Origin of the sequence: Bradyrhizobium sp. NAS96.2, from assembly GCF_001908235.1 — a bacterium.
In the GTDB taxonomy this organism is placed as follows: Bacteria; Pseudomonadota; Alphaproteobacteria; order Rhizobiales; family Xanthobacteraceae; genus Bradyrhizobium.
Genome location: NZ_LGHK01000332.1, coordinates 1 through 4373, shown reverse-complemented (window position 1 = coordinate 4373; position 4373 = coordinate 1). Strand labels below are relative to the sequence as shown.

Genomic DNA, 4373 nt, shown 5'->3' with positions numbered 1-4373 from the left:
ATCTTCGCGTTGTTCGGATCCTGCTCGAACTGCACCAGCTGGTTGTCGACCGTATCCAGGCTCTCGCTGCTCTCCGTCAGGAACTCGCGCAACAGATCGTCCATGGATAGGTCCCCTCAAGGTGCTGCGGAACGCTCGCCTCGCATCGATAACCCCTCCGCCTTCACGGCGACGTTAATTTTGCCGTCCGTGCAAATACGGACGAGGAGTCACGCGATCAGACGATGCAGCTAGACGTCGCGGCCGTCTCAGGCATCTACCACCCGGACGGGAAAGAGGCCGTTCCATCGGTCGTCGCAATTTGAATCAAATGAAATCGCGCTGCCGTAAGCCCAGCGAAACATTCGCGCCATGGCGGCGGCCTGCATCAAAACCGTATCGCCCTTTGGTTGAAGCCGGGGGGAAGGTCGATCGCGCATAAAGCAAAGGCGGCGGGGTTTCCCCCGCCGCCTCGATAGTCGATGTCTGTTGCGGCTACGCTTAGCGGAGCAGCTGCAGAACGCTCTGCTGCGACTGGTTGGCCAGCGCCAGCGCGGACACCGCGATCGACTGGCGGGTCGACAGCGCCTGGCTGTTGGCCGCTTCCTCGTTGGTGTCGGCCAGCGTCAGGTTGGACGAGCCGGTCTGCAGCACGTTGATCAGGTTCTTCGAGAAGTCCTGGCGGATCTGCACGATCGACAGGTTCGAACCGAGGGTCGAAGCCTGGGTTCGCAGCAGGCCGCTCGCGTTGTTGAGCGTCTTCAGCGTGGCGTTGGCCGAGGCGTTGTCGACGAAGTCCGTGCCGGCGGTCAGCTTGGTGAGGTTGAGGCCGGAGGCATCGAAGGTGACGCCCTGGATCTTCAGCGTCGAGGAGCCCGTCTCGTTGAAGGTCAGCTTGAGCTGATCGCCATTGAGCAGGTTGATGCCGTTGTACGACGCGTCCTGGGCAGTGGTGGTGATTTGGTCCAGGATGTTGTTGTACTGATTGACCAAGTTGGCGCGGTTCGACAGGCCGTTCGGATCCTGCACCGGGGCGCTACCCGCGAGGCCGTTGAACAGCTTGCCGGCACCGGCTGCGGTGCCGCCGATCGTGCCGATGGTCGCGGACGCAGCATCGTTGGTGGTGCTGATGGTGAGCGCACCGCTCGCGCTGAGCGACGCCTGCAGGTTGTTGGCCGACAGACGAGTGTTCAGGTCGTTGAGGGACTTCACCTGGCCTGCGCCGCTACCAAACGTAATGTTGGTGGCGGTGCCGTTGCCGGTCGCGCCGATCGTCAGCGTCAAGCCATCGAGCGGCGACGGCGTCGCCACGGTACGTGCCTTGGTTCCGGCCGTGAGGCCGAACGCGGCCAGACCGGAGCCGGAGATGTTGAGATCCTGGTTGACGCCGGTGCTGATCTGAAGCGCGCCGGCCGACACGGTGGAGGCGGTGGTCGCGCCCGTGATGCCGTCGATCGCCGTGAGCAGGTCGCCGACCGTCAGGTTGCTGCCTGCGCCGGTGCCGAGGGTCACGTTGCCGGACGCATCGGTCGTCGACGTGGTCTGCGAGGTCGAGAACGTGATCGACTTGCCGTTGACGCTGATCGTACCGGTCGGGGTCGCCGCCAGGGTATCGGAGTTGGCCGCAGTGACGAGCTTGGTGGCGGCCGTGATCGGCGCGGGCGACGTGAGGTTATTGTTGACGGCCGTACCAGCCAGGGTGGCATTGCTGTAGGTGGCGGTGCCGCGGATATCGTCGGTGGTGGCGCCGGTGATCACGGCGGTCGTCACCTGCGACTTCTGGGAATAGCCGACTGCGGCCTGCAGGGCCTGGTTGGCGACCGACTTGGCGCTGTCGACGAGCTTCTGCAGCGAGGTGATGCCGGTGTTGGCGGCCTGCAGCACCTGCACGCCGTTGCCGATGCCGTCCAGCAGATTGTTGATGTCGCTGGCGCGGTTGTCGAGCGACTGCGCCGTGAAGAAGTTGGTCGGGTTGTCGAGGGCGGTGTTGACCTTCTTGCCGGTGGACAAGCGGTTCTGCGTGGTGGCGAGCAGGTCGGCCGTCGACTGCAGCGAAAGCAGATTTTGACGGACCGATGCCGAGAGGACGATGCCGGACATACTGATACCCTTCTGGATGAACACGATTGACGCGACGCCGTAAATTTCGCACGGCGACCGGTGCCACACTGGTCCGTCCGCGCTACCCGTTCGTTAAAGGGCTGCTCCGTACAAATACCCAGAACGGCTTTTGCCGGTAAATCGAGGGCAGCCGGCGCCGGCGCAGGGTCGAGCGGCGTCTGCTCGCCGCCGGATCAATCTCGCGGCGGCGAATTTATCGTCGCCTTTGCGGGACTTGCCGCATGCCGGCAGCGCCGGCCGGGCACTTCGAAAAGCCGGGACGGCGACCATGACGACGCACGCCTGGGCGCGCATTAGAGTTAATGCAAATCAATAAATGCGAGACAATGCCGCAACCTCTTTGTCCGGGATGCGCGTCGCTCGAATCGCCGCGCAGGCGGATGCAACGCCGACCGTCTGCCCCCTGGAGGGTATAAGGTTCGCACTACAACCCTTGTGCTATTGGACAGGCAAGCTATGGTCGCACTCCACACGCCAAGAGTAGGTGATGCGAGACCGTAGTGCTCCCGCCCTCGGCAGGAGCTCCAATGTCCGCGGTAACGCGCCCGCCCAATCGTCTGTTGCAAGCACTTCCCCCAGCGGAATACGCGCAACTTCATCCTCTTCTGGAAACCGTCGACCTGATCAAGGAAACGGCGCTCGCCGATGCCGGCGCGCCGGTGCAGCGGGTTTACTTCCCGCACGCCGGCGTGGTCTCGATGATGATCAATCTGTCCGACGGGCAATCTGTCGAGATTGCAACCATTGGTCGTGACGGTGCCGTTGGCGCGTCCGCCGCCCTGCATGAACGGCCGCTGCTCGCCGACGCGATCGTCGTGGTGCCGGGCACAGCGTCGGTGGTGCGGGCGGAGGATTTCCGCGAGGCAGCCAATCGCAGCACAGAATTCCGGACCCTGGTTGCGCTCTACGAACAGGCGCTGATGGCGCAGACGCAGCAATCTGTCGCCTGCAACGTCTCGCATCCGGTGGAGGCGCGGCTGTCGCGCTGGCTGCTGCGCGCACGCGACCTGTGCGGCAGCGAAGCCTTGCCGCTGACCCAGGAGATGCTGGCGCAGATGATCGGCGTGCGACGCAATGCGGTTTCGATCGTCGCGCACGGGTTTCAGCAGGCCGGCATCCTGCGTTACAGCCGCGGCCATATCGAAATCACCGATATCGACGGCCTGCGGAAAGCGGCGTGCGAATGTTATGCGACCGTCAAGGCGCACGCCGAACAATTGATCGGGCCGGAAGATTGATCGCAGCGACCTCATGTCGCCGCGGATAATGTGAGCCGCGGCGATCAACGTATTCCTAATGGAACCGGGATGTGTTTCCATTGGAACCCAGACGTGCCAGAATAAGTTGCGAGCACGTCTGGCTGCACGCGTTAGCCCTGGTGACCAGAGACAAGCTTTGCCGGGAGGCAGGAGGTTGCTTTGGATTCGGTTCCGCGATCACCCAACGGGTTTCTGTCGTCGCTCTCTGCGAGCGATTTTGAGCTGATCCGGCCGCACCTGCGGACGGTCGACCTCGGCGCCGATTCGGTCCTGATCGAGACCGACGAGATGCTCAAGCGGACATACATGCCGCACAAGGGCGTGATCTCGATGGTGGTCAAGCTGGCGAGGGGCGAGCGCGTCCAGGTCGCCATGGTCGGCCGCGACAGCATCTTTGGCGCATTCGCCCCGCTGGTCGAGGGGCGGGGCTTGAACAACGCCACGGTGCTGGTGCCCGGCCTCGCCTCGACGGTCGAGCTCGAGCCGCTGCGCGCGGCCGCCGGCCAGAGCCCGACGCTCCGCACCATGCTGCTTCGGCATGGGCTCGCCGTCTATGCCCAGATCCAGCAAACGGCGGGCTGCAACGCCGCGCATACCGTGGAGTCGCGGCTGGCGCGATGCCTGCTGCATACGCGCGACCTCTCCGGCAGCAACAAGATCGTCCTGACCCAGGAGGCGATGGCGCAGATGATCGGCGCCCGCCGCAACAGCGTGTCGCTGGTCGCGCATACCCTGCAACAGGCGAATTTCATTCGCTACAGCCGCGGCCACATCGAGATCACCAACGCGGACGGACTGATCAGGACCGCCTGCGAATGCTACGCCGCGGTCAAGGCGCAGTATGCGAGGCTGCTGAGTTGCGAGGAAACCAGCGGCTAAAGCGCGATGAGATAAAGTTGAAATCGTCATCGCGCTCTAGCTCTTTGTTTGAGCATGATCTTTTCGGAAAACCGCTTCGCACTTTTCCGGATCATGCATTAGCGTTTCGATTCAAGCGGTACCCGCTTCGCGCAA

3 protein-coding genes are annotated in these 4373 nt (G+C 63.4%); 2 read left to right on the top strand and 1 reads right to left on the bottom strand.

The annotated features are described in order from the left end of the window. Positions 1-480: 480 nt before the first annotated feature. Complete coding sequence (locus tag AC628_RS40910; RefSeq protein WP_074132477.1) at positions 481-2079, bottom strand: flagellin N-terminal helical domain-containing protein; 1599 nt, start codon at positions 2077-2079, stop codon at positions 481-483. 548 nt (positions 2080-2627) lie between these two features. On the opposite strand from AC628_RS40910, the gene AC628_RS40905 reads away from it, so the two are divergent. Both AC628_RS40905 and AC628_RS40900 read left to right on the top strand, forming a co-directional pair. After that, positions 2628-3338 carry a Crp/Fnr family transcriptional regulator gene (locus AC628_RS40905; protein ID WP_074132476.1) on the top strand — a complete coding sequence of 237 codons (711 nt, stop codon included), beginning with the start codon at positions 2628-2630 and terminating at the stop codon, positions 3336-3338. A 180-nt stretch (positions 3339-3518) separates the two neighbouring features. Continuing rightward, positions 3519-4238, top strand: a complete 720-nt coding sequence (locus AC628_RS40900; protein WP_074132474.1) for a Crp/Fnr family transcriptional regulator — start codon at positions 3519-3521, stop codon at positions 4236-4238. The last annotated feature ends 135 nt before the right edge of the window (positions 4239-4373 follow it).